General features: G+C 58.4%; 20 protein-coding genes. 12 read left to right on the top strand and 8 right to left on the bottom strand.

Features of this window, described 5'->3' with window-relative positions:
• Positions 1-96 precede the first annotated feature (96 nt).
• From Q1K29_RS07655 to Q1K29_RS07630, 6 genes are all read right to left on the bottom strand, one after another.
• Positions 97-3,090, bottom strand: coding sequence for a type I restriction endonuclease (locus Q1K29_RS07655; RefSeq protein ID WP_051599719.1), 2,994 nt, complete (start codon positions 3,088-3,090; stop codon positions 97-99).
• Positions 3,087-5,309: a DUF262 domain-containing protein gene (locus tag Q1K29_RS07650; RefSeq protein WP_034763758.1), complete on the bottom strand. Its 2,223-nt coding sequence runs from the start codon at positions 5,307-5,309 to the stop codon at positions 3,087-3,089. Before Q1K29_RS07650 ends, Q1K29_RS07655 begins: the two co-directional genes overlap by 4 nt.
• Complete coding sequence (locus Q1K29_RS07645) at positions 5,306-6,595, bottom strand: restriction endonuclease subunit S (RefSeq protein ID WP_081812990.1); 1,290 nt, start codon at positions 6,593-6,595, stop codon at positions 5,306-5,308. The genes Q1K29_RS07650 and Q1K29_RS07645 overlap by 4 nt, the downstream gene beginning before the upstream one ends.
• On the bottom strand, positions 6,592-7,500 hold the full coding sequence (locus Q1K29_RS07640; protein ID WP_034763760.1) for an Abi family protein: 909 nt from the start codon (positions 7,498-7,500) through the stop codon (positions 6,592-6,594). Before Q1K29_RS07640 ends, Q1K29_RS07645 begins: the two co-directional genes overlap by 4 nt.
• 166 nt (positions 7,501-7,666) lie before the next feature.
• On the bottom strand, positions 7,667-9,697 hold the full coding sequence (locus Q1K29_RS07635; RefSeq protein ID WP_081812991.1) for a class I SAM-dependent DNA methyltransferase: 2,031 nt from the start codon (positions 9,695-9,697) through the stop codon (positions 7,667-7,669).
• Entirely contained in the window at positions 9,694-9,891 is a 198-nt protein-coding gene (locus tag Q1K29_RS07630; RefSeq protein ID WP_034763762.1) for a helix-turn-helix domain-containing protein, read from the bottom strand. Before Q1K29_RS07630 ends, Q1K29_RS07635 begins: the two co-directional genes overlap by 4 nt.
• A gap of 347 nt (positions 9,892-10,238) precedes the next feature.
• On the opposite strand from Q1K29_RS07630, the gene Q1K29_RS07625 reads away from it, so the two are divergent.
• Genes Q1K29_RS07625 through Q1K29_RS07610 form a run of 4 tightly spaced genes read left to right on the top strand, consistent with a single transcriptional unit; the run spans position 10,239 to position 13,326 of the window.
• Positions 10,239-10,805, top strand: coding sequence for an antirestriction protein ArdA (locus Q1K29_RS07625; protein WP_155843530.1), 567 nt, complete (start codon positions 10,239-10,241; stop codon positions 10,803-10,805).
• A gap of 14 nt (positions 10,806-10,819) precedes the next feature.
• The gene (locus Q1K29_RS07620; RefSeq protein WP_034763765.1) at positions 10,820-11,032 is read left to right on the top strand and encodes a hypothetical protein; all 213 of its coding nucleotides are present in this window, start codon (positions 10,820-10,822) and stop codon (positions 11,030-11,032) included.
• Complete coding sequence (locus Q1K29_RS07615; protein WP_034763768.1) at positions 11,029-11,505, top strand: hypothetical protein; 477 nt, start codon at positions 11,029-11,031, stop codon at positions 11,503-11,505. The genes Q1K29_RS07620 and Q1K29_RS07615 overlap by 4 nt, the downstream gene beginning before the upstream one ends.
• 48 nt (positions 11,506-11,553) lie before the next feature.
• A complete protein-coding gene (locus Q1K29_RS07610; protein WP_051599720.1) occupies positions 11,554-13,326 on the top strand; it encodes a ParB/RepB/Spo0J family partition protein in 1,773 nt (590 codons plus the stop codon).
• A 229-nt stretch (positions 13,327-13,555) separates the two neighbouring features.
• Here Q1K29_RS07610 and Q1K29_RS07605 read toward each other — a convergent pair whose 3' ends face one another.
• Both Q1K29_RS07605 and Q1K29_RS07600 read right to left on the bottom strand, forming a co-directional pair.
• Positions 13,556-13,771 carry a GDCCVxC domain-containing (seleno)protein gene (locus Q1K29_RS07605; protein WP_081812992.1) on the bottom strand — a complete coding sequence of 72 codons (216 nt, stop codon included), beginning with the start codon at positions 13,769-13,771 and terminating at the stop codon, positions 13,556-13,558.
• The gene (locus tag Q1K29_RS07600) at positions 13,768-14,145 is read right to left on the bottom strand and encodes a hypothetical protein (protein ID WP_034763771.1); all 378 of its coding nucleotides are present in this window, start codon (positions 14,143-14,145) and stop codon (positions 13,768-13,770) included. The genes Q1K29_RS07605 and Q1K29_RS07600 overlap by 4 nt, the downstream gene beginning before the upstream one ends.
• Before the next feature lie 48 nt (positions 14,146-14,193).
• Between Q1K29_RS07600 and Q1K29_RS07595 the strand changes: the two genes are divergently transcribed.
• From Q1K29_RS07595 to Q1K29_RS07560, 8 genes are all read left to right on the top strand, one after another.
• Positions 14,194-14,589, top strand: a complete 396-nt coding sequence (locus Q1K29_RS07595) for a helix-turn-helix domain-containing protein (protein WP_034763774.1) — start codon at positions 14,194-14,196, stop codon at positions 14,587-14,589.
• Between the two features lie 350 nt (positions 14,590-14,939).
• On the top strand, positions 14,940-15,263 hold the full coding sequence (locus Q1K29_RS07590; RefSeq protein WP_013300169.1) for a DUF736 domain-containing protein: 324 nt from the start codon (positions 14,940-14,942) through the stop codon (positions 15,261-15,263).
• 180 nt (positions 15,264-15,443) lie between these two features.
• On the top strand, positions 15,444-15,680 hold the full coding sequence (locus tag Q1K29_RS07585; RefSeq protein WP_197020226.1) for a helix-turn-helix domain-containing protein: 237 nt from the start codon (positions 15,444-15,446) through the stop codon (positions 15,678-15,680).
• Positions 15,677-16,180, top strand: coding sequence for a S26 family signal peptidase (locus Q1K29_RS07580; RefSeq protein WP_034763782.1), 504 nt, complete (start codon positions 15,677-15,679; stop codon positions 16,178-16,180). Before Q1K29_RS07585 ends, Q1K29_RS07580 begins: the two co-directional genes overlap by 4 nt.
• Positions 16,181-16,626: 446 nt before the next feature.
• Positions 16,627-18,354 carry a DUF3363 domain-containing protein gene (locus Q1K29_RS07575; protein WP_290484918.1) on the top strand — a complete coding sequence of 576 codons (1,728 nt, stop codon included), beginning with the start codon at positions 16,627-16,629 and terminating at the stop codon, positions 18,352-18,354.
• Positions 18,355-18,458: 104 nt separating this feature from the next.
• The gene (locus tag Q1K29_RS07570) at positions 18,459-20,423 is read left to right on the top strand and encodes a conjugal transfer protein TraG (RefSeq protein WP_034763788.1); all 1,965 of its coding nucleotides are present in this window, start codon (positions 18,459-18,461) and stop codon (positions 20,421-20,423) included.
• A gap of 3 nt (positions 20,424-20,426) precedes the next feature.
• The gene (locus tag Q1K29_RS07565; protein WP_051599722.1) at positions 20,427-20,825 is read left to right on the top strand and encodes a hypothetical protein; all 399 of its coding nucleotides are present in this window, start codon (positions 20,427-20,429) and stop codon (positions 20,823-20,825) included.
• 330 nt (positions 20,826-21,155) lie between these two features.
• Positions 21,156-23,618: a TonB-dependent receptor gene (locus Q1K29_RS07560; protein WP_081812994.1), complete on the top strand. Its 2,463-nt coding sequence runs from the start codon at positions 21,156-21,158 to the stop codon at positions 23,616-23,618.
• Positions 23,619-23,692: the final 74 nt, after the last annotated feature.

The raw sequence follows: 23,692 nt of genomic DNA, 5'->3' as shown, positions 1-23,692 counted from the left end.
GATAGCCGAAACTGGGTTCCAAGCCGGACTTGACGAAGACGGATACTTCCCACTGGCTGGCGCCAGAGGGGTCGCGGACGCTGATGGTTCAGGTCATCAGGCTGCGTCGCCTTTGACCTCACGAAGCGCCCGGTTGAAAAAGAAGCGGATCAGCTTGTCCCGGGCTGCCGGATCGGTGAGCACGATATCGCGCATGTCATTGTCACGCTGGAACATGCGGATCGCGCCCTGAAAGAACGCTTGCGAGAAAGCGGAATAGACTACATCAGGTGCATTGTTCCGAAGCATGTCTGTCATGTCGTCGTCGAGCGTGGCCTGATAGGTCGGCTCATAACGAATAAAGTCATTCTCGGTGAATTCCGTACCATGACGGTCGTTGAAAGCCTTCACGATTTCCGAGAGCTCGCGCTGTTCATCTTCGGTATAGGGCTTGGCACCAAACTCGCTGATCGCCTTTAGCGCTTCCTTGTCCCCCGGCGAGAGGGAAGCGCTGCCCTGTTCCTTCTGCACGACCTTGAAGGCCTGCAGGCGGAGCATGTCCTGTGTGATTTCTATGTCGGGCGGCACTTCACGGTTCGGCAATAAACGCGAAAGCCAGGACGCATAGCTGTAGAGCTTTTCGAGCGAGGTATCCTCGAGCCGGATAACCTGCGCAACGAAGCCGTAGAAGCGCATATAGCTTTTCAGAAGCTGACGGAATTCTTCCTGGCGGCCTTCATCCTCATCGGCTTCGAAGCGCTGCACCGCTTCTCGGACAAGGCCCTCAAGACGCGCCCGGTCGCTGCCGCTGAGTGCGCCTGAATAGAATGTCTCTGCGAAGCGGTCGATCTCACCGCGATCGAGATAGCCGAATTTGAAAAGGCGGCCTTCGAGTTCGTAGACCTGATTGGGGTCCGACATCGCCTCAAGCGAGGTCGCTTCATAAAAAGGCCGGAACGCGGTCTGGATATCCTCCATCGTGTTCTGGAAATCGAGAATATAGGTGTTCTCCTTGCCAGCTTTCGTCCTGTTGAGGCGCGATAGTGTCTGTACCGCCTGCAATCCGGCAAGTTTGCGATCAATATACATGGCGCAGAGCTTTGGCTGGTCGAACCCAGTCTGGTACTTTTCCGCGACGATCAGGATTTGGTACGTGTCAGGATAAGGCGTGCCGTCCGGCTTGAACCCGTCAAACCGTCCCGGTAGCTCTGTTTCACTAAATCCGTTCAGGTCGGCTTCGGTATAGGTTTCGCCCTCATGGGTGAGTTCGCCGGAGAAGGCGACAAGCGCGCGAAGGTCGCCATAGTTCTCAGCATCGAGATAGGCCTTGATCCCGAAATAATAGCGCAGTGCATGCTCGCGGCTTTGGGTGACAATCATGGCCTTTGCCTGACCGCCAAGTTCGCCCATCACATGGCGGCGGAAATGTTCGACAATGATTTCGACCTTCTGGCCGATCGCGGTCGGATGCAGGGATGCAAACCGCGCCACTTTCCGCTGCCCGCGCCGGCCGCTCAGTTCCGGATCGTCTTCAATCGTCTTCTCGAGTTGGTAATAGGCCTTGTACGTCATGTAGTTCTGGAGGACGTCCAGAATGAAGCCTTCCTCGATGGCCTGACGCATCGAATACTCATGGAAAGCGACCGGCAACCCGTCCGAACCTTTGACGCCGAATCGCTCAAGCGTCACGTTTCGCGGCGTCGCGGTGAAGGCGAAGAAGCTGAGATTGGCCTGCGGTCCGCGGGACTTCTGATAGTCGAGGATCAGATCCTCGATATCTTCGCTTGAGGTTTCATCGCGGGTCAGCGCATCCGTCATCGCCTGGGCCGATTTGCCGGACTGGCTGGAATGGGCTTCGTCGATGATGACGGCGAAGGTGCGCGCGCCCTGACCGGAGATCGCCTTGAGATGATCGGTTGAGAATTTCTGGATCGTCGTAACGATGATCCGTGCCCCCTTGGCGATCGCCTCTTTCAGCTGCTTCGAGGTCCCGTCGATGGTTTTGACAAGGCCCTTGGTTTGTTCGAACTGGGCGACAGTTTCCTGAAGCTGGCGGTCGAGAACAACGCGGTCGGTCACGATGATCGCTGTGTTGAACACCGGGGTGTTCGACCCGTCATGCAGATTGATGGCCTGATGGGCCAGCCAGCCAATCGTATTCGATTTGCCCGAACCCGCCGAGTGCTGGATCAGATAGTTCCGGCCAGGACCATTTGCGCCCGCATGGGAGATCAACCGGCGCACCGCGTCCAGTTGCTGGAAGCGCGGGAAGATCATCACAACGTCTTTGCCTGTCTTTTCGACATGCATAAACTGGCCGACAATCTCGAGAAGGACGCGCCGCGAGAAGATCGCCTCGCCCCAATCGCCGGGGCGGTAGAGATAGGCAACCCGGAATTCGTCCGCGACATCGGGATTGCCTGCGCCCCGTTCGCGCCCGCGATTGAATGGCAGGAATCGCGTCTTGCCATTGGCGAGCCGCGTCGTCATCGAGACATTGTCCTCATCCATCGCGAAGTGCACGAGTGCGCCGCGCTGGAAGGTGAGGAGAGGTTCGCCTGCGGGCGAGCGGTCTTTCCGGTACTGCTTCTCGGCATGCCGGAAGGTCGAACCGGTCAGGAGGTTTTTGGCCTCTATCGTCGCGACGGGCAGGCCATTCAGAAACAGGACCACATCGATCCGGCTTTCATGACGGCTGCTATAGGCAACCTCATCCATGACGCTGAGGATATTGGCCTGATATTCCTCCACACGTTTGGGCTCTAGCGTGCTCGCAGGCCGGAAGTAGCAAAGCGAGAACTTGATGCCGGGCACGATCTTGAGGCCCTGGCGCAGCACATCGAGCAGGTCGCGCTCCTTGAGCGCCCTGGTCAGTTGGGTGAACAGCGTGTCTTCGGCCGAGTCCGAGTAATGCGCGGTGAGTTTCTCCCATTCTTCGGGCTGGCTCTCGCTCAGAAACCGAACCACCAGGTCGCGGTCCATCGCCAGCGCGCGGTCATAGTCGGTCTTGGCATCGCGGCGCAGGTAACCTTCGCCGCTGACCAGCTGATCAATGAGATGGTCCTGCAGGACCTTTTCGCGGTGGGCGCTGTCGGGTGTGTACGTGGTCATGAGTTCAGCACCTTGTTGAACCAGAGCACGCTGGCTTCACCCTCTTTGAGCGTGACCTCATCGACGGTGCGACTGTGACGGATGGTGTTGCGAAGATCTGCCAGTTGGGAGAATTTCTGGCTCAATGCTTCCTTTGTTTTGAACCTGTCAGCAAACCGTTCCCACAGCGCTTTGGAGAGGATCGTGTCCTGCACTTCGCGGAGATCGAAGTGTTCGAGCACGCCTTCTGCCCTGTCGAACCGGTCTGCGCTGAGCGCCGCATTCTTGCGGAGCGCCCTCTGGATTCGCTCTTGCGCATTACCGAGAAGGTGCGGCGGGAGCAGCGACGGATCGTTTTCGATGGCTTCAACAATCACTCTTCGCAGCGCGAGTTCAATCTGCTCGATCGAGGCATCAAGCGCTCTTAGGTTTGCTGGAAGGTCCAGCCGCTCCTTGATGAGCAGGTTCTCGATGCCGTCCAGAAGCGTCCGGTGACGTTCGGCGATGAAATCCTCATAGTCTTCAGGTGTGAAGGGATCACGCAGAAGAATGTCCAACGCGGTCTTGCTGATGAAATGAGATTCAAGAATGGCGACCACTGCCGCTTCGCCATTCTCATCGATCAGGTCTGGAAGATATTCATTCGGCAGCTTTTCGCGGATCACATTACGATTGGTGTCGCTGGTGAGGGGCGAGCGGTTGAGAATGGAATTGATTGCTGGGCCGACCTTGTTCTCGCGTCCCCACCAGGCCGGAACGATATGATGGTCATCGAGATCGCCATAGGGGGGGACATCGCCGCTCATCCAGTCCCGAGCGCCTGCTAGAACGAACAGGTTGAAGATGGCGCTGTAAATCGAGGAGCCGCGCTTCACTTCGCTGCGCATATCGATGGACCGGTACGACAGCGCAAATTCGTCGATCAGGTCCGGCTTGGCGTCCTCATGGGCCATCCATTCGCGCATGGCACCGAAATCGCGCGCAGCGGTCGACTCCACTGAACTCGAATACCGGTTCAGAAAGACCGAGGCCCAGTACCAAAGCCGGACCTTGCGGCGCGCCGACAACTGCCGCTTGGCGGGCTGCGCGCTGACAAGTGTGTTGATAGCTGCGAACGCTGGAACGATCGACGCATATGGAATATAGGCTTGGCCCACTGCGCCATATTCCTGGGGATGACGAAGCAGCGCAATCACCCGTTCCAGCGCATCAACCGCCTGGTTCCAGAGCGTGACGAATTCTGAACTGTCCGCGACGAGAATGTCTTGCCTGCGTGTGCCGTCCGGCAATCGAACCGGCTTCTCGACGCCGGGCTGCAGGAAGTAGAGATATTTCGGCGAGCAATAGCTTTGCCGCAGGATCGACATCACCTGAAGGATGTAGACATTCATTTTCGGCGTTTCGACAAAGCCAAGCCGGTCGCGCGCCTCGCGGTACATGTGCTTGAGCTGGATGTCCTTTGGCTTCATCAGCGCATTCAGCAGGTCGAACACGTCGAGCTGAACGCCTTTGCTGTTGATCTGTGTGAAGATGTCACAGACCTTCTCGACACCGATCTCCTTATCGAGCTCAATGTAGGAAATTTGATACTCGTCCAGAATGTCGGAGACTTCATCTTCGAACGGCGTGGCATTCTCGACATGCGCCATTGCGAGCGCTCGTTCTTCATCGTTCGCAGCGTTCTCAGCGCGCGCCTGCCAGAACTTCTTGTATTCTTCGGTCCAACGGAACAGGGCTTTACTCCGACCACCGAGAACCGACAAAGGGAACATGTGCCGCTCGAAAAGTGCGGGCTCATTCTCCATCATTGACTGGGTCTTTTTCGACAGCCACTCATAGCTAAAAGCATCATCGGTTTCGCCGGCCATGAACTTGTCGACATGGATGAAGTAGATCGCACGCTTGGCGCGGTTCGGCAGGGGCATGTCTGGCGCTAAGAAAGCATAGTGCATCGCCGTTAGGCGCTGCTGGCCATCAAGGACGATGTATTCGGGCGAGCCGCCGCCCGCGTAGCCATAGAGACCTTCGCAGGCGAGCAGCTTGATGTTCTGGTCTTTCGCCTTCCAGAGCAGAAGGCTGCCGATATAATAGTCCGAGAAGATCGACCGCATCAGGTCGCGAATGTCCCAGGGCGCCCATTCGAATTCACGCTGGAAGTCCGGGATCACGAACCGGCCTTCGCGCATGCGGCCAATCAGCGTGTTGAGGCTGACATGGTCTGGTTTCTGAGCGTCTTTCATGCGCGCATCTCCGCTTCGATGGCGTCGAGGCGCCGGTCTGTGTCTCCCTTGCGGGTGTGTTCGGAAACATCGATCTGGCCAGTCACCGCGGCGGTGATCAGAGAGGCGCGGTATTCGCGCAGGCGGTCGATCGATTCTAGAGTTTTGCCTTGAACCGCTCTGAGCTGGGTCGTTTCGCTTTCGATGCGAGATACAATTGCGAGTTGTTCTTCTCTGGCCGGCACTGGCAGGAATACGGGAGCAAATCTAACAAACCTGAACCGTGGTGCTCTCTCACGAACGGACGGACAAAGAACGAATATGTAGTTTCGGCGGGCCATGCACCTTAGGGCGTAGGCGTAGTATTCTGGAACGACTCCCTCGTTACGCGGTCTGCAAACAGCATACTCACCCGTGGACTTACCATCGTCTTCCGAGACACCGATAGCTCCAGCAAAAGCATCCATAGTGTGGATGACGAGATCGCCTTTGCAGATGTGCTGATAGCCGACTTCCAATTCGGCAAATGTGTATCCTTCAGTCCGGCGTCGAGAACGCAAGCAAACCTGACCATCGCGGAACGCCGTGATGACCTCATCTTCTACTTCGACAGGACGCTTCATTTCTTTGAACAAAAATTTTGCGCGAACGAGTTGCCAGTCAGTCGGTATCTCTGAAAGCCATGGACTATCGACCGATGTTCGTGCGCGGTGCGGGTCTTCCGCCCCAGTGGCCAAGAGATCAGCGATATCTGTAATTTTCTGTTTCAGAGCCGCAACCAGCGCCTGCTTCTTCTCCACCAATTGGTCGATGCGGGCGGTTTCGCGGTCGAGGAAGTCGGCGATGGCGCGCTGGGTCTCGTGGTCGGGAAGTGGAATTTTTACCGCACGGAGCTTGCTCCGAGCGAGTTCGATAAATGTTGTGCCTTGTCCTGAAGCCTCAAGCTCTGGTCTTGCAGCGTTCAATGCCCAGAATGCGTATTCCGAAATTATGGGGCCTCGCGGTTCAAGGCCTCTGCAACCTTGATTGAAACACAGCGGTTGAGTCGCGATGGCCATATGGCCGATCGGCGCTCTGATGCTGAGAATAATTGCACCGGGACGAACCATTTGTGTCCCGCAGCTTGCGTAACCGCTTGTGGAAATGTTGCGCTGACCGCTTTCGATATAGCGACTCCCCAGTTTACCTAGATCCGCTGGGGTTACCCAAGCCACGTCACCGTCCCAGTATTCCTCGTTACCGGACGACGGCGTGGCGCCGTTTTTAATGTCAAATACTGCGCCAATCGGAACATATTGAAAGGTCATGCCGCTACCCTCCAGGCTGGCATCTGCTGCCAGTTTGCGGGGAAGCCCATGGCAGCGGTATCTGCGAGCGGGGTTTCCTCGATCAGCGTGATGAGCTTTCGCCGCCAGTCTGAGCCGGGCGCGATGATGCCGATGAGATAACCAATGATGGCGAGCGTATTGTACAGGCGGCGGCTAGAAGCTGGGTTCATCGCGAGCTTCAGCGCTGCGGGTGACTGGGGCAGCTTCATCGTCACCGTGAACTGCTTGTTCCACAGGCGGCCATGATGGGCGCAGATGTTGCGGACATGGGCGAGATGGTGGGCGAGCGACACGAGCACTTTCTCGTCCAGCCCATAGGGCTTCGCGATGGTCTGACGGTCCGCACGGAGTTTCAGATTGCCGAGCCATTTTGACAATTGTCCGAGCGACATGACCTCCGCCGCCATCCAGATGGGCGGCAATTCCGGATCGTCATATTTCGCGCGATAGTGTTCGATGAAGGTATCGCGGGAGCGCTCGATTTCGTTGATTAGGCTTGCGAGCGCCTTCGCGTAATGATCCTGGCGTCCATACAGGGTGCCATCGATATAGCCATGCGGCCCGTACTTGGTGGCGAGGTGATGCGCCCAGGCGCCGCGCAGCGAGACCTCGATCCGCTCTACGGCGTCCATGACATGCAGGCGCAGCTGGCGGTCGAAAACATAGAGGGCGACGGCGTCGTCAAAGCTCGCGCCATTTCTGAACGCATGGTCGCCATCGGCCTCGGCGGCGGTTTCAAAGGGCAGCCAATAGGCCCGCAGCCTGTAATAGCTGATATGGCGCAGATAGTGCTCTGCCCGCGCGCGGTCCGGCACAGCCATGCCGCGTCGCTCGATCAGCGCGATCTGGTCAGCGATGGAAAGGGCGGGTTTGGTGAACTTCATGCACGCCCCGCTTTCAATGAAAACAAGGCGCTAAAACGAAGAAACCCGCCAGGGTGCGCAGTGCGAAGCCGAAACTTCGTCCGAGGCGTGGCGGGTCTTATTACGTCGATATATGGCCCAGCCCGGTTAACATGGCAATAAGCTCGAGCATCAAAATTCTGCGACCTCATGCCACCACCTCCTTCAGGAGTGCGGCGATGTCGGCCTCGAGGGTCTTCAGCTCAGCGTCGATCTCCTCGAGCGGGCGCGGCGGGGTATAGGTGTAGAAATATCGGTTGAAATTGATCTCATAGCCGACCCGGCCAACCTGTTTGTCACTGTCGTCGGTATAGCTCTGATCGACCCAGGCGTCGGGCGCGAAGGGTTTGACCTCGCGCGCGAAATAATCCCGCCAGTCTTCTTTGAGCGGCACAAGCTCATGGTCGCGCAGCTGCGTGTCCGGCTCCGGATTACCGTCCTTGTCGCGGCAGATTTCGGCCGTCTCATCCCGCGCGCCAAGCGCCTCGACTATGGCCTTCATCACCGGCGAGCCGACTTTGATGCCCTTGGCTTTCAGCGCCTTGTTCAGCGCTTTGAGGAAGACAGCGCGGTCGGTGAAACTCTGACCGGAAAAGGCGCTGGCGATGGTGCTGCGGATGGCGTCCTGCTCGGCAGCGTCCAGCTTCTCGAACGCTTTCTGGCCGCTGAGGGCATTGAGCGTTTCTTCGGTCACATCGAATCGCAGGCGCAGGGGCCGCTCGACGCGGATTTCGCGATAGCCGAAATCGCTGGTGTCGAAGATCTTGGCGACGTCGCCTTCGCCGCTCTCGCCATTGAGGAAATCGGCATAGAGCCGGACAATCTGGTCGCGCGCCGTTTCGGGGATTTCCCGTCGCTTGGAGCCAAGCGACTTGCGCATGCCGGTCCAGAAGCGTTCGCCCGACGCGTCGATCAGCTGGACCTTGCCCTCGCGCGCCTTCGGCTTGCGATTGGTCAGGAGCCATACATAGGTCTGGATGCCGGTATTGTAGAAAAGGTCTGTCGGCAGGGCGACAATCGCCTCGACCCAGTCATTCTCCAGCATCCAGCGGCGGATTTCGCTTTCCCCCGAGCCGGCGCCGCCCGTGAAGAGCGGCGATCCATTCATGACGATGCCGATGCGCGAGCCGTCCTCGTCGTCACGCATCTTGGAAATCATGTGTTGCAGGAAGAGGAGCTGGCCGTCGGAAATACGCGGCGTGCCCGCGCCGAACCGCCCGGCATGGCCCTGATTGGCGGCTTCCGCCTTGATCGGGTCCTGATACTTCTTCCAGTCCACGCCATAGGGCGGATTGGACAGCATGTAGTGGAACTTGCGGTTCCCGTGCGCATCATCGGTAAGCGTATTGCCGAAGGCGATCTGTTCGGGGTTGTGGCCCGTGACCAGCATATCGGACTTGCAGATGCCGAAGGATTCGCCGTTGAGCTCCTGCCCGAATAGCTCGACGCGGATCGAATCGTTGAACCGCTTCAAGGCTTCCTCGGCGAGGGCCAGCATGCCGCCCGTGCCGCAGGCCGGGTCGTAAATCTGCCTGATGATGCCGCGCCGGGTGAGCTTGGTGTCGTCATTGGCGATCAGAAGTTCGACAATCAGCCGGATCACCTCGCGCGGCGTGAAATGCTCCCCCGCCGTCTCATTGGAGATTTCCGAGAAGCGCCGGATCAGTTCCTCGAACAGATAGCCCATCTCGATATTGGTGACGGCGGATGGGTGCAGGTCGATCTCACAGAACCGCTCGAACACTTGCCAGAGAATCTTGCCGTCATTCAGCCGTTTGAGCTGTTCGGTGAACAGGAACTTCTCAAGGAAGATGTCACGCACATTGGGCGAGAAACAGCGGATATAGTCGATGAGGTTGGCATGCAGCTGCCGGGCGTCCTGCCCGCGCAGCTTGTCGAAGGTGAGCTCTGACGTGTTGTAGACCTTGATCCCGTCGCCGGCCGCTCCAAACAGGATCATGTCCTGCGTCTCTTCATCGACGCCTTTGGGCAGCGATTTGTGAGCGGCGAGCACCGCCGTCTTGGTCGGCTCCAGGATGCAGTCCAGTCGCCGCATGACCACGAAGGGCAGGATCACCTTGCCATATTCCGATTGCTTGAAATCCCCACGCAGGATTTCAGCGATCGACCAGACGAACCCGCTGAGCGATTTGATGTCGGGTGTTGCACTGGCCGTCATGTATCCTTGTCCCCCTTGGCGCGCTTGCGCGCATCTTCGTCAATCCAGGCATCGATCTCACCCTTGCGGAACCGCCAGGAGCCGCCGACCTTGAAGCCTGGTATCTTGCGCTCGGAGGCCAGCCGGTAGGCGGTTTTCTCCGTAATGCGCAGATATTCCGCCACTTCCTTGATGGTCAGAATGTCGGTTTCCATGACCGCCCCTTGAGCCGAAATCAGCCTGTTTGAGAAAATTAGGCAGAATCGGGAAATAGCACAACCGGGAAACGGCGTTGGGGTGTCGCTCGCGTTCAGCGTGCTCACATGGCCACCCCAGCCTCCCTCCGCCTCAATATCTGTTCCCATCAGTCAGGTGGGCGGACGGTGCGTCTGCCAGAGCGCGGTCGTCGCGCAAGGGGGCGGGACTTTGTCATCTCTCATCGTCTTTTGGCGTCATACCTACAGCTTCCCCTTGCGCGCCGCCCTGATGCGCTCCGGCTGAGCACCTCCTCGCCGCCCACCCGACTGTCGGGAAAAGAACGAGGGCGGGGAAGGAGACTGACATGACTGACCAACTCGCAAACGCTGCACCTCTTGCAGCCAGCGCTGCACCCGCGCGACCCGATAGCCCGCGCATCTACGTGGCATGCCTTGCAGCCTACAATTCCGGCTGCCTGCATGGCCGATGGATCGAGGCGACCACCCCTGACGAGATTTGGGAACAGGTTCGCGCCATGCTGGCGGACTCACCGGAGCCCGACGCCGAAGAATGGGCGATCCACGATTATGAAGGCTTCGAGGGCGCGAACCTTTCCGAATACGCCTCATTCGAAACCGTGTGCGCGCTTGCCGATTTCATCGAGGAACATGGCGAGCTTGGCGCGAAACTCATGAGTCATTTCGGCGACGATCTCGCCGAGGCGCGCGCCGCCTTCGAGGACTATGCGGGCAAGTATCGCAGCGCGGCGGACTTTGCCGAACAGCTGCACGAGGACACGGGAACCGAGATTCCCGAAAGCCTTCGCTACTATATCGACTGGCAGGCCCTTGCCCGCGACATGGCGCTGAATGGCGAGATCATGGTGTTCCAGACGGGCTTCGATGAAGTCCACATTTTCTGGTCACGATAGCGGAGGGCTTGGACATGACTCCCGAAACCACCCGCTATCGCTTCACTTTGGAAGAACTGCAGCAGGCTGACGACTGGTCAGAAGGCTTCTGCTTGGCCTGCCGCGCCCCGCGCGAGTGCTGCGAACCCGATGCGAGCGCTTATCCATGCGACGAATGCGGCGAACATGCCGTCTACGGCCCGCACTGGATCGCGATTGCCGGACTCTTCACGGAGGGCGCACGATGACCTTCACGCAACGCTTCCAGAACTTTGTCTGCGAGGGCGACAGCATCTCTTGCGAGGTCGCAGGCTTCGAGATCACCGCGCGGATTGTGCGCGATGATTGTCCCGATGCGCCCGACGAGCGCCAGGACGGATTCTGGCCATCACTCTACAAGGACGCACCGGGATTTATCGGTCCCGGTCCGAACCATCGCCAGCGCTTCGCCGAGGCGCAGGCCCGCGCCGAAGCCGTCATGGAAGCATGGCGCACGGATGAATGGTTCTATTGCGGGATCGTTCTGTCCGTGGCGCTGGAGGGTGTCACGCTGGACGCCCATGCCGCCAGCCTTTGGGGCATCGAAGCGAACTATCCGGGTAGCGACAATGCCTATCTCACCAAGGTCGCGCAGGAGCTTCTGCCCGAAGCCTTGGACGCAGGGCGCGCCGCCGCCCGCCGCCTTTGCGCGGCGCTGGAAACCAGCGGGGTGCGCGCGTGACGGCGCGCCCCCAATCCACAAACCCCTCAATCGAAAAGGAGCCAGATCATGGCCCAGCCCATTCTCAAAACTATCCCCCTGTCCGAGCTTCGGATTTCCAAACTCAACATGCGCCACAGCCGCAAGAAGCCGGACGTCTCCGACATCCTGCCGTCGATCCGCGAGAGTGGAGTCCGGCAAACGCTCTTGGTGCGCAAGGAAGGCGATCACTATGGCGTCGTCGCCGGACGGCGGCGCTATTTTGCCCTCAAGGAGATCGAGAAGGAGACGGGTGAAACCCCGCAAGTCCCCTGCGCGATCATGACCGAGGAAGACGCCGCGAGCGCCATTGCCGCGTCCGTCATCGAGAATGTCGGACGCTTGCCAGCGTCGGAAATGGAGCAGTACACCGCCTTTAAGCGCCTGCACGATGAGGGGCGCAGCGTGGACGAGATCGCTGGCTTCTTTGGCGTCACCGAGCTTCTGGTGCGCCGCGTTCTGGCGCTGGCTTCACTCGCTGAACCGATCCGAAAACTCTACGCCGAGGACGAGATCGACCGCGAGACGATCCGCGCCCTGACACTCGCCACGCCAGACCAGCAGGCCGAATGGTTGCGGCTTTACGAGAGCGAGGACGAACGCGCGCCTCGTGGCCGGAACTGTAAGGCATGGATCACGGGCGGGGCGATCATCACGACCGACAAGGCGCTGTTCGACATTGCAGACTATGAGGGCCAGATCACCGCCGACCTGTTCGGCGAGCATGGCGTGTTTGCCGATCCCGACGCCTTCTGGAAGGCGCAGTCAGCCGCTGTGGCGCACCGCGTCGAGACTTACATTGCAGACGGCTGGAAGGATGTCATTTGCCTTGAGCGCGGGGCCTTCTTCCATCGCTGGGATCACCAGACGCGCACCAAACGCCAGGGCGGCAAGGTCTATGTCGAGCTACGCCATGACGGCACAGTGACCTTCCATGAGGGCTTCATTTCACAGGCCGAGGCGCGGCGACAGGAGACGGCAAAGACAGGCAAGGACGATGCGCCTGCCGCGCCCGTCAAACCCGAAATGTCCGGCCCGCTGGCGGAATACATTCTCCTGCATCGTCATGGCGCAGCGACGGCAAGCCTTGCGGGCCAGCCTGCCATCGCGCTGCGCCTGATGGTGGCCCACGCCATGACCGGCAGCGCGCTCTGGCAAGTCCGCGCCCATGAATGCACAAGCCGCAAGGAGGACACGCGCGCGAGCCTTGAGGCATCAAAAGCCGCTGCCGAGATAGAGGAAAAGCGCGCCCGCATCGCTTCCCTGTTTGAGGCGCGGGGCGTGTCGGCCGAGGCGCGGCGCAATGGCGACGCCTACCGGCTCTGCGAAATCTTCGCCGCCTTGCTCGCCATGTCGGACGAGAAAGTCATGGAGGTTCTGGCCTTCACCATGGCGCAGACGCTGGAAGCAGGTGGGCCGGTTGTCGAGGCCGTGCTGCATGTCTGCGAGACGGACCTATCCGCCTACTGGAAACCAGACGCAGCCTTCTTCGACTTGTTGCGCGACAAGCGCGCGATCAATGCCATGGTCGCTGACATCGGCTCGAAGTCACTCGCGGAGAGTTGCGCCAGCGACACTGCAAAGGTCCAGAAAGCAATCATCGGCAACCGGATCATGGGTCATGGATGCGAGCCCAATCCCGACTGGCGGCCCGCATGGATGCAGGTGCCGCCCGCCCGCCTTGTCGAGGGGGCAGGTTCACCGCCCGCAGACGCATGGGCACGGGTCGCGGGGCTGTTCGAGCGCGGCGAAGACATTGATGGAGCCGCGACGCAAGCCTTCGATCGGCCACACGCCGCCTGACGGTTCAGTCTCCTCGTCAGGCGGATGACGGAGCCGCCCGGTGACAGTCGCCGGGCGGTTTTACGCGCACTGATTGATGCTGCCTAGGCACAGGCAGAGGGTTCATTGATTGAACCGCGCCGAAAAAAATCGCTCGTCTTTGGGTCTCGCTTGGCTTTCCGAAATGGCGGCCAGCTTCGGTTCATCCGTTTCCAACTGATGCGCTCCGAACCCGACCTCTGAACGCCCATTACCCGCCGCAGCAATCACCCATCTGGATCGGCGGGCATTTCACATCGCCGAAGGAACAATAGACGCAGCAGTCTCCTGGAAGCGGTTTCAGCAGCGCCCCGCATCCCTTACAGTCATAGAAATACTGGCAGGCGTCAGTGGGCATAAGGTCCTTGGACCGATGTCCGCATTGGGGACAGGTCAGCGTCGAAGAGGGCTCAAAGCCATCGCTCATCTGAGGTTCAGCCATCGCAGCAACGCTCCTTCATAAGACGGCAATATCCATGCGCCCACGAGCAGCAGGACAGCCACCGAGACACTGATCCAGAACCGCGTCTTCGGACGCCGACCGCCGCGCAAGGCGAAAACAATGGCACCTGCAAGCAGGAGCATTGCAACGATCATGAAGGCGTTCTTGTAGCGGGCGAAGAAGCCAAGATTGGCGACAAGCGCGCTGCTGACGCCAAGGTTTACAAGCAGGATTGGCAGCACGCAGCACGAGGCCCCAAGGAAGGCGAAAAAGCCGCCGAGGACGCCGCCGCCCGCCAGCCAGCCATTGGCGCGGGACGCCTTGGTCACAGTCACATCGTTGTCAGTTTCAGCGGTCATCTTTATGGCCTACAATCTGTAGCCGCTACAGAAGCAAGAGGCAATTTCATGACCGGGTTCAGAATCGGGCGATTGAGCGAGGAAACGGGCGTCCATATCGAGACGATCCGCTACTATGAAAAGATCGGTCTTGTTCCGAAACCTCCCCGCAGCGATGGCGGTAGGCGGCTCTATGACGGTGGTGCAATCCAGCGCCTGCGCTTCATCCGGCGGGCGCGCGACCTTGGCTTTCCTCTCGATGATGTGCGTTCGTTGATGGGCCTTGCGACCGAACCTGGATGCTGCGCGGACGCTTTTGAGATTGCAGAACGTCACCGATCGGATGTGCGAAACCGCATCGCCGATCTGCGTCGTCTGGAACGGCGTCTGGCGGAGCTGACAAAGGCCTGCCAAAGCGATGGCGATCTCGAATGCGGACTTATCGATGCGCTCTCACGGAGCTGAGAATGGCATTGGCCGAGCCAGTTTCCGTGCCGGTCGATGTTCGCTGATACAATGACGACTGGCAGGTAGCGCAGTTCCTTCCGTTTCCACCTGATGCGCTCCGAACCCCTTGTTCCCGTCTCATGCCGTGTGACCTGGACGACGCCTGTCGGGCCTTGAAACCGGCCCATGCGAAGAATTTTCCCCGCCGCTTTGCGGCTCCTCGCCGATCAAAATTCTTCTCCGGGCCGGTGCTCCACTGCGTTTCGCCCGCGAGCGGTTCAGGCCCGCCCTGCGCCGTCCTTTCGGTCCGGCGTCGACGGGGACAAGGGGTCTCCGGGACACGATCAGAAACGAAAGGAACTATCACCATGGCCAACGCACTCGGATATGTCAGCGAAACCAAAACCGGCTTCGAAGGCGCTCTTGCAATGATGAACCTCACCGCTGCCATCCGCATCGAGAAGAACGCGGAGAAAGCCGCCGACGGACAGCCCGACTACCGCATCTTCGCCGGAGAAACCTCGACCGAAATCGGCGGCGGATGGCTTCGCAAAGCCAAGGCATCAGGGCGCGAATATGTCTCGATCACCCTCGCAGACCCGCAGATCGGCCCGCGCAAGATCTACGCGAACCTCGCCCCTGTGAAAGGCAAGAAAGGCCGCCACGTGATCCTCTGGAACCCGCGGGACTAGGGGGCAGATCCATCGCAAGCGAGCCGCTCCGGAGATCAGCTCCGGGGCGGTTTTTGCGTGTAGAAACAATGGTAAACAGGCAGGTGAAAAATTGCGCATGCGCTTTTTGCGGCTACAAATGGCGGCGTCTGGCGGCATCCTTTTCGTGGACTTTACAGCCACGAGAAGGAGCCTGACATCATGGCCAAAGATAACCGGAAACCGCCACAGCGTGAGGAGCTGCCCGAGCTTCTGACCGCTATCGAGGCGGCAGAATTTCTGAACCTGTCGCCCATCACCCTCAGCCATTACCGCTATCAGGGACGCGGGCCGATCTACCGCAAGCATGGCTGGCGCGTCTACTACACGAGAGCTGATCTGGTGGACTGGTCTAACCGCCAGAGATGGGCCTCGACCGGCGAGCCACTGCGGTCATGAGACGGCGGAAACGTGTGATCGGCGTTGGCCTTCTGGGCATCGGGCTCGCCCTGTTCGGCGCAGTTTTTACGCCTCAGGATCGGCTGATCTGGAACCGGACCGGCAGCGCGCCGCAAGGGCTGTACTGGCTGAGCGACGAGCCATTCACCCTTGGCCGATGGGTCGTCGTCTCAGCCAGAAGCGATGACGCGCAGTGGGCTCAGACCCAAGGATTTGTCGGGCGGGATTGGCCTTTATTGAAGCAGATTGCAGGGCTGCCCGGCGATGAAATCTGCCGTTGGGACACGCAGCTTCTGATCAATGGAAAAGTCGGGGGAGAGGCGCGATTGCGAGACTCTTCGGGGCGGGATTTGCCGTCCTGGGAGGGCTGTATGGTGCTTGGGCAAGACCAGCTCTTCCTGATGAATGCGCACCCGGACTCCCTCGATGGACGCTATTTCGGACCCGTTGAAATCCATGATCTCGTTGGCGTGGCGCGTCTGATCCTTGCTTGGCGGTGATCAGAGATGGCGGCGTATTCCGGCATATGGCGGCAATTTGCGGCGAAAGGTGGCATGGGATGGGCCAGCGAACCCGAACGGGCAAGATTAAAGGATGTACGTACACGTCCATCTAATGCCTTGTCTGCACGTCTTTTTTTCGTCGCCTTTTGCCGCAATTTGCGACATACAGGTTATGTGTGTTTTCCCATGAACATTGGGGATTGGGTGTCATACGCGCGGTATCGGCGTAGATGAAAGGGGACAGTGACTTCACCCCGCGCCTTGGGCGTATCCGAGATCGCGGCGAGGCTGGTGGGAAGTCATTTCGGCGTCAGGTGAAACGAGTTGCCGCCCGGCTTAGTAGACCGTCAAGCAAGCGCGGTTTTACCGGACGCAATAATGGCCGCGGAAATGGGGCGACGCCGCAAGCAATGCAAACGCTTCGGCAGATCAGCCGCGCACGCATGCGCCGCGTCATTGTGAAAGTCCATATTGCACGGGCGCGGGGAGGGGGTGGTGTGCGCGCATTTTCTGAGCATGTACGATACATCCAGCGTGACGGCGTTGAGCGCGATGGCAGCGGTGGCAAACTGTATGGGCCTGAGGGTGACGACATTGATGGCCGGGCATTTGCCGAGCGCAGTGGAAATGACCGGCACCAGTTCAGGCTGACGGTCTCAGCAGAAGATGGCGCCGAGCTCGGCGACTTAAAGACCAGTGCACGCGCGCTGATGGCTGCGATGGAGCGTGATCTTGGGACACCGCTCGACTGGGTTGCCGTCGATCACCACAATACAGGCCACTCTCACACCCATATTGTCATCAGGGGCAAAGATGCTCGCGGCAAGGATCTTGTGATTGCCAGAAATTATCTGACGAAGGGAATCAGGGGACGCGCGAAGCAGATCGTGACAGGTTTGCTCGGACCTCGCCGCGACTTGGAGATCGCCGCTGCCCAACAACATGAAGCGACGCAGGATCGGTTCACATCGCTGGACCGGGAGCTTGAGAAACAGGCAGTTGCGAACTGGATTGAGGTTGCACCCGCCCATCGTTCCGGTGATCGCTTTCGCCGGAGCCTTCAGCTTCAGCGCTTGCGGCATTTGGAAAGTCTGCATTTTGCAACTGAAACGAGCCGAGGCGTCTGGCAGCTGAAAGAAGGCTGGCAGACCGCGCTAAAAGCGATGGGACGGCGCGGCGATATTGTCCGAACGCTCAGCGCGGGTCTGGAACCTGGAGAGACTGCGCGGGGCGTACGTTTCTTTGAAGAACGGCCGAGTGATGCGAAGCCAATAACAGGTGTTGTCTTGTCTCAGGGACCAGACGATGAATTGCGCGGTACGCGCTTCCTTCTGATCGAAGACCTTGAAGGTACGCGCTGGCATGTGCCTGCTGGCGGCGTAGAGCCCGGTGGTTTGCCACCACGCGGGGCAATTGTTGAAGTCGCACCGTCTCAGCCCGCGCCGCGAGCCTCGGATAAGGTCATTGCACAGATAGCCGGGCAGACAGGCGGATACTATTCTGACGCGCTGCACGCTGAGGCCGAACCAACCGCGTCTCACAATTACCGGGAAGCTCACAAACGACGGCTCGAAGCCTTAAGGCGAGCGGGATTTGTGACGCGCCGCAAGGATGGCGTCTGGGAGATTGGTGAGGACTATTTGGACAAGGCGACGCAATATGAAACGAGACAAGGTGGGCGCACAAAGCTCAAGGTGCGGTCTTGGATGACACTGGACGCCCAGACCAAGGCCCATGCTGAGACGTGGCTGGATGGAAGGATTGCAGAGGCGGCAAATCCGTACAGGAGATTTGCCAAGGCGCAGCTGGCCCGTCTCAGCTTCTTGCGTGACCGAGGATTGCTTAGGGCGGATGAAGGTCAGCTCTCAGATGAGACACGTAAGCGCCTCCGAGAAGAAGAGCTCAGGCGAGCAGGCGCCTTTGAAGCGGAAAGGAGCGGCAGATCTCAGGTTACGCTGTCAAAAGGTGAACAATTTGAAGGCAAGTTTGAAAAGACCGTCGATCTCGCGTCCGGGCGAAGAGCGCTCATTGGAAGTGAGACAACTTTTGCGCTGGTGCCGTGGCGGCCGGAAATGGAGCGACACCGGGGACGATCCCTGATCATCGAACAAAAGGCAAAAAATCTGTCCTGGTCATTTCCATCCGGCAGAGGGCGAGGCCTGTCGCGATAGCGCTTTTGCAAAGTGTTGCCGGCATTTGCCGCCATTCTCACTGTGCGGGCGATAAAAGACGCGAGACATTGGGTGCGTTTTTATCACGCGGAGTATGACGATCGATGTCGCCGTCCAAAATCCTGATTGGCCAGTTTCTCATTGTGCTATCGATAATTGTGCTGACCCTGTGGGGAGCGACGCAATGGGTTGCGCATGAGCTTGGCTATCAGGCAGCGCTCGGGCGGCCATGGTTCGTGTTGGACGGACAGCCAGTCTATCGGCCCTGGAGACTGTTCCAATGGTGGTATGCCTATGAGGCGTATGCCCCGGAGGTTTTTGCCAAAGGTGGGGCGATTTCGGCAAGTGGCGGCCTGCTCGGCATTCTGGCGGCGGTTGTCGGGTCGGTCTGGCGTTCGCGCTGGGAACGCCGCGTGACGACCTACGGCTCATCGCGGTGGGCAGGCCGCCGCGATCTTGTGCGGGCGAGACTGCTGGGCGGTGACGGCGTCTTCCTTGGTACGTGGAAAGGCAAATATCTCCGTCATGACGGCCCGGAACATGTGCTTGCTTTCGCGCCAACGCGGTCTGGTAAAGGGGTTGGCCTTGTTGTTCCGACGTTGCTGTCCTGGACAGGAAGCGCTGTCATTCATGACGTCAAGGGCGAGAACTGGGACCTGACATCAGGCTGGCGCTCGAAACTCGGCCCATGCATCCGGTTTGATCCAACGGATGTGAACTCCCCGCGATATAATCCGTTGATGGAAGTTCGGCGCGGACCGAATGAAGTACGCGATGTACAGAATATTGCCGACATCCTTGTGGATCCGGAAGGCTCGCTTGAGCGCCGCAGCCATTGGGAGAAGACCGGACATGCTTTGCTGGTTGGCGTCATTTTGCATGTGCTCTACGCCGAAAAAGACAAGACGCTGGCAGGATGTGCGTCATTCTTGTCGGATCCCTCGCGGCCCTTCAAGGAAACGCTCTCGCGGATGATGAACACAAAGCATCTCGCCCGCGGGGACGGGGCGCGGTCGGTTCACCCCGTTGTCGCTCAGGCGGCACGCGAACTTCTGAACAAGGCTGAGAATGAACGCTCAGGCGTTTTGTCAACGGCGCTCAGTTTCTTGTCGCTTTACCGTGATCCTGTGGTGGCCGCAGTTACATCTGAGAGCGATTGGCGGATCAGCGATCTGGTGGAGGGAGCGCGGCCCGTCTCGCTTTATCTTGTGGTTCCGCCCTCGGATTTGTCGCGGACGAAACCACTTATGCGGCTGGTGCTCAATCAGATCGGGCGGCGGCTGACCGAGACGCTTCCAGATTCGGGTCGCCGGAAAGTGCTTCTGATGCTGGATGAGTTCCCGGCCTTGGGGCGGCTCGATTTTTTTGAATGTGCGCTCGCCTTTATGGCAGGGTACGGTGTTCGCGCCTTTCTGATTGCGCAATCCCTGAACCAGATCGAAAAAGCTTATGGGCCGAACAATGCAATTCTCGACAATTGCCATGTGCGGGTCGCCTTCGCGACCAACGATGAGCGCACGGCCAAGCGGATATCCGAAGCGCTCGGAACCAAGACAGAACAGCGATCCCAGAAAAACTATACAGGCCACAGATTGGCACCCTGGTTATCGCACATGATGGTGTCGCGTCAGGAGACCCAGCGCCAGTTGCTGACGCCCGGTGAGATCATGCAGCTCCCGCCCGACAGGGAAGTGGTCATGGTGTCAGGCGCTGCGCCCGTGCTCGCAGACAAGCTGCGCTATTTTGAGGACCGGAATTTCACGACGCGGGTTCTGTCACCGGCTGCTTGCGAGCCAGACGATAGTAAGAACACGTCGGAATGGTCAGATTTCATCGCAGAGCAAGGTTTCGAAGAGGGTAGCATGGCTACAGTGTCGGATGACGACGCCGGCCGAGAATTGCGCCACCAGTTGGAGCGCGAAGATGTGCTGAGTCACAATATTGGGGAACCCGGAGGTCATGAAGTGGAAGATGATCCTGCCGATCCGGCGGTGGCTCAGCACCTCGACGCTGTGCGCCAGGCGCTGGCGCTCGATGAAGTCGATCAGGATGTGATACCGGGGTGGTGAGCGATGAAACGAAATCGAATTAACATTCGCGTTACTGATGCGCTTTGGGAGAAGCTGGTGCTAGAGGCAAGCCTGCACGACGCAAGTATGACGGCCATCATCGAGATGGCTCTCATGCAATACTTCCATCCCGATCAGGTCGAGCGGCGTGATAGTGAGCTTCTTACACGCATGGACAGGTACGATGCGCGCCAGGACCGGATTGAAACCGACATTCGACTCTGCACAGAAACACTTGCCCAATATGTCTTGTACTGGCTCACGCGTATGGAGCCTTTGCCAGAGGCTGAGCGAGAGGCCGCGCATGCGCTGGGCAAGCGCAGATATGATCACTTCGTGCAGCAGGTGGCGAGGCGGATGGTCAGGTTGAAAGAACCAGGATCCGTAGTCTCCGACGACTGATGTTAGGCTAAGAGAAAGATGCTCATACCGGTCGTTTATCGACAGGTATTGGCCTGGCCGGTATCAGTGACTGCAACAGTCCCAGCCTTGCCTTGGTTCCGCCTAGACTGTCCCAGACTCCGATTGTTCATCGGTAAGTACAAGGATAGTCTCCCCTATTTTTAACCGTTAAGGCTCTCTCGTATCGCGGAATGACGATCTGTTGGCGTGAACTGGTATGACTCTAACAGAGCGATCTTTCACCAGATTTCATAATCTACTTTCGCGTCCTTATGCATCATAGCGTGGAACGGAAACACGGAGAACAAAAGGGCTCTTGGGAGGATAAATATGAACCAGAAGTTTAGATTCAATTTAAGCGGCGCAGCAATTTTGCCGATCGCCATTGCCCTTGCCGCGCCAGCCTATGGGCAAGTGGCAGATGTCCCTGCCGAAACAGAAGCGGAGCGGGAAGCAAGACTGACAACAGTGACTGTTACGGCACGTAAACGGGACGAGACGCTGATCAATGCTCCAGTGGCCGTGACCGCCGTTTCCGGAGCAGAGCTGGAAGCGCAAGGGGTCACGAACCTTGAGCAGATTTCCGCGCGCGTGCCGGGCCTGCAGGTCGGTCGGGGAGCGCAAACCTCGAACATCTTTATCCGAGGTGTCGGATCCGGAATCAACAAGGGGTTCGAGCAATCGGTTGGCCTTTATGTGGATGGCGTTTATCAGCCGCGCAGCCGCCAATTCTCACAGTCCCAGTTCGACCTGCAGCAAGTCGAGGTTCTGCGTGGGCCCCAGGGCGTTCTATTCGGTAAGAACACGGTTGCTGGCGCGATCAAGCTTGAAACGGCCTCGCCAGAAGTCGGGGAAGAACTCAATGGTTGGGTCGGTGTCGCCTGGGAACCAGAATTCAATACGCAAAGCTACTCGGGCGTCTTTTCCGCGGGCTTGGCGGATAATTTGGCAGGCCGGTTGGCAATTCGTTATACGACGACTGACGGATATGTTGAGAACCGTGTCTTTGATCGCGACGAAGCCGAGCGCGAAGACATGTTCGCCCGGGCGACGCTCGCCTGGCAACCAACGGAGAGTTTAAACGTTGAGACGAAACTGAGCTATCTTGAAATGGACGGGGTCGGTAAGGAGCTTACCATTAATGCGATTGATGATCGCCTGCCGACGCCTAGCACGATAGCGCTCTCACAAATGCTTCATCCAGACTTTGGAGTTTCTACTGGAGATACCGCTTATGTCAGCTTCAACGGCAATCCCGCATTCCGTGTCGGCGACCCTCCAATCTCCGACACGGAGACAACTGAATCATTGAGCGGATCTGTGAAGGCAGAATGGGAGTTCGATAACTTTACCCTCACTTCGATTACTGGCTACTCCTCTTTCGATTTCGCTCAACATCACGATGTGGATTTTCTGCCTGTCAGCTTCATTCACAATCTTGATGAAGAAGAACTGGACATGTTTAGCCAGGAACTTCGCATTGCCACAGACTGGGATGGGCGCATAAATTTCTTGGGCGGGCTGTATTATGAAAACCAGGATGCTTATATTGAAGAGACAACGGCGTTCAATGGCACATTTGGCGTTTTGCCAACATCGATTTTGCCCGGCGGTATTGTTAACGTTGCTCAACGCACTTTCTTCGATCAACAAGCCGAAACGATTGCGCTTTTTGGCGAGCTTGGCATTGACCTGACCGACAGCGTCACACTTGAACTAGGTTTGCGTTACTCCGAAGATGAGAAGAGCATCGATAAGAGTGTTGTTGTTGGAGCCGGCACACCCCGAGACTTCGTTGGCCTTGTCACACCCGCAGACACGATCGGGTCTGCCGATCTAACCGAATATCTAACCGCCGCCGCTACTGTTGGGGGTGCAGATGGATTGAACTCTGCAACGACTTTTGCCGCATTGCTCAACCGCTTTGCTGCTGACCTCAACGATACGCGAACAGAAGATCATCTTGATCCATCTGTAAAACTGCGCTGGCAGTATGCTGACAACGGGTCGGCCTATATTTCCTATTCCACTGGCTATAAATCTGGTGGTTACAATTTCAGTCCTGACACGGCGGAACCGGATGGGAGCCCGCGTCCGGGTCATGAATTTGAGGATGAGAAAGTCACGGCTTGGGAAGCTGGTATCAAGCACCAGTTCATGGGTGACCGTGCTCGCATCGGGGCAATCATTTTCCGAAGCGAGTTAGAAGACCTGCAGGTAACCTCGTGGAGTGGGACAAGCTTCGTGGTTGGGAACGCGGCTGAACTTCAAGTGCAGGGGCTGGAACTTGATGGCCAGTTCCTTCTCAGCGACGAAATCGAGATTGGCGGGGCGTTCGCCTATCTCGATCACGAATTCCAGTCCTTCCCAGGGGCAGGGTGTTCAGTGATCGAAACGGGCTTGGGCACATGCCCGGATTCTGCAGGTGTGGGTACCAAGGACCTTGCCGGCGAACGCGGGGCCTTTGCGCCCGAGTTCAGTGGTAACGTCTATCTCGCCTTCAATCGCAGTTTCGAGAATTTCGATCTGAATGCCCGGATTGGAGCCAACTTCAAGGACGAGATGTTCCTGGATGGCGACCTCGACCCGAACGCGTTTCAGGAAGGATATACGAAATTCGATGCTCATGTCGGGGTGGAGTTTGGCCGCTACGAATTCCGTGTATTCGGTCGCAACCTAACCGATGAAGCCACCTATACCGCCTCGGTCGACGCGCCACTCAGCCCGGGCGTGTATGTTGGCTGGATCGAAGAGCCGCGCGTGATTGGTGCCGAAGGCCGTATAAATTTCTGATCGTCTTGTAGCAGCCTCCTTTCCATCGAAGGGAGGCTGCTCCAGACTTGAGCGGTTGAAAGCTGACAATAGCA

Origin of the sequence: Henriciella sp. (assembly GCF_029937755.1) — a bacterium.
Taxonomy (GTDB): Bacteria; Pseudomonadota; Alphaproteobacteria; order Caulobacterales; family Hyphomonadaceae; genus Henriciella.
Note: the sequence above shows the minus strand (reverse complement) of the source record. Positions and strands in the feature narration are given on the sequence as shown.

Bases quoted from the DNA above. Each gene is read 5' to 3' on its own strand.
- Q1K29_RS07655 (WP_051599719.1), bottom strand. From the start codon at position 3,090: ATGACCACGTACACACCCGACAGCGCCCACCGCGAAAAGGTCCTGCAG.
- Q1K29_RS07650 (WP_034763758.1), bottom strand. From the start codon at position 5,309: ATGAAAGACGCTCAGAAACCAGACCATGTCAGCCTCAACACGCTGATT.
- Q1K29_RS07645 (WP_081812990.1), bottom strand. From the start codon at position 6,595: ATGACCTTTCAATATGTTCCGATTGGCGCAGTATTTGACATTAAAAAC.
- Q1K29_RS07640 (WP_034763760.1), bottom strand. From the start codon at position 7,500: ATGAAGTTCACCAAACCCGCCCTTTCCATCGCTGACCAGATCGCGCTG.
- Q1K29_RS07635 (WP_081812991.1), bottom strand. From the start codon at position 9,697: ATGACGGCCAGTGCAACACCCGACATCAAATCGCTCAGCGGGTTCGTC.
- Q1K29_RS07630 (WP_034763762.1), bottom strand. From the start codon at position 9,891: ATGGAAACCGACATTCTGACCATCAAGGAAGTGGCGGAATATCTGCGC.
- Q1K29_RS07625 (WP_155843530.1), top strand. From the start codon at position 10,239: ATGACTGACCAACTCGCAAACGCTGCACCTCTTGCAGCCAGCGCTGCA.
- Q1K29_RS07620 (WP_034763765.1), top strand. From the start codon at position 10,820: ATGACTCCCGAAACCACCCGCTATCGCTTCACTTTGGAAGAACTGCAG.
- Q1K29_RS07615 (WP_034763768.1), top strand. From the start codon at position 11,029: ATGACCTTCACGCAACGCTTCCAGAACTTTGTCTGCGAGGGCGACAGC.
- Q1K29_RS07610 (WP_051599720.1), top strand. From the start codon at position 11,554: ATGGCCCAGCCCATTCTCAAAACTATCCCCCTGTCCGAGCTTCGGATT.
- Q1K29_RS07605 (WP_081812992.1), bottom strand. From the start codon at position 13,771: ATGAGCGATGGCTTTGAGCCCTCTTCGACGCTGACCTGTCCCCAATGC.
- Q1K29_RS07600 (WP_034763771.1), bottom strand. From the start codon at position 14,145: ATGACCGCTGAAACTGACAACGATGTGACTGTGACCAAGGCGTCCCGC.
- Q1K29_RS07595 (WP_034763774.1), top strand. From the start codon at position 14,194: ATGACCGGGTTCAGAATCGGGCGATTGAGCGAGGAAACGGGCGTCCAT.
- Q1K29_RS07590 (WP_013300169.1), top strand. From the start codon at position 14,940: ATGGCCAACGCACTCGGATATGTCAGCGAAACCAAAACCGGCTTCGAA.
- Q1K29_RS07585 (WP_197020226.1), top strand. From the start codon at position 15,444: ATGGCCAAAGATAACCGGAAACCGCCACAGCGTGAGGAGCTGCCCGAG.
- Q1K29_RS07580 (WP_034763782.1), top strand. From the start codon at position 15,677: ATGAGACGGCGGAAACGTGTGATCGGCGTTGGCCTTCTGGGCATCGGG.
- Q1K29_RS07575 (WP_290484918.1), top strand. From the start codon at position 16,627: ATGCGCCGCGTCATTGTGAAAGTCCATATTGCACGGGCGCGGGGAGGG.
- Q1K29_RS07570 (WP_034763788.1), top strand. From the start codon at position 18,459: ATGTCGCCGTCCAAAATCCTGATTGGCCAGTTTCTCATTGTGCTATCG.
- Q1K29_RS07565 (WP_051599722.1), top strand. From the start codon at position 20,427: ATGAAACGAAATCGAATTAACATTCGCGTTACTGATGCGCTTTGGGAG.
- Q1K29_RS07560 (WP_081812994.1), top strand. From the start codon at position 21,156: ATGAACCAGAAGTTTAGATTCAATTTAAGCGGCGCAGCAATTTTGCCG.